Raw genomic sequence first — 788 nt, forward strand, 5'->3', positions numbered from 1 at the left:
CCGATGCGGCCCAACGGCGAGCTGATTCCGGCACTGCCCGGGCCGATGGTCCGTACCGGGATGGCGGTGTACGACTGGATGTGTTGGCGGATGAACAAGAGGGCCGAGGACCGGCAGCGCCGCGAACTCGGACTGCCCACCGCCACCGTCGCCTCACCGCGCCGGATCGCCGAACGCGGGTCGCTGGAAATCCAGGCCTATGACGAGGTCTGTTTCCCCGGCCTGGCCGACGAATGGGCGAAGTGGAACGGCCAGCGCCCCTTCGTCGGGACACTGACCATGGAGCTGACCACGGACGTCGACGACGAGGTCGCATCGTGGATCGCGGCGGGAACGCCGCCGATCTGCTTCGGCTTCGGCAGTACAACGGTCGATTCGCCAGCCGACACCATCACCATGATCGGCGAGGCCTGCGCCGAGTTGGGCGAGCGGGCGTTGGTGTGCTCGGGCAAAACCGATTTCAGTGGGGTCGCCCATTCCGACCACGTCAAGGTGGTAGGGGTGGTCAACTACGGGGCGGTCTTTCCCGCTTGCCGGGCGGTGGTGCACCACAGCGGCGCGGGCACCACTGCCGCGGGCCTGCGCGCCGGAGTACCCACCTTGAGCCTTTGGAGCATGAGCGATCAGAAGATCTGGGCGGGCCAGGTGGATCGGCTGAAAGTCGGTGTCGCCCGCCCGTTTTCCCAAACCACGCGCGAGTCGCTGGTGGCCGACCTGCGCCAGATCCTCTCCCCCGACTACGTCTCCCGCGCCCGCGAGCTGGCCGCCCGGATGACGAAGCCCGCGGA

The 788-nt window shown here is 68.1% G+C and carries 1 protein-coding gene; it reads left to right on the plus strand.

The window, feature by feature from the left end; genetic code table 11:
- On the plus strand, window positions 1-788 hold a 788-nt coding region (locus tag A9X04_RS31055; protein ID WP_369828984.1), incomplete at both ends, for a glycosyltransferase.

Source organism: Mycobacterium sp. E3247 (assembly GCF_001667785.1).
Lineage (GTDB): Bacteria > Actinomycetota > Actinomycetes > Mycobacteriales > Mycobacteriaceae > Mycobacterium.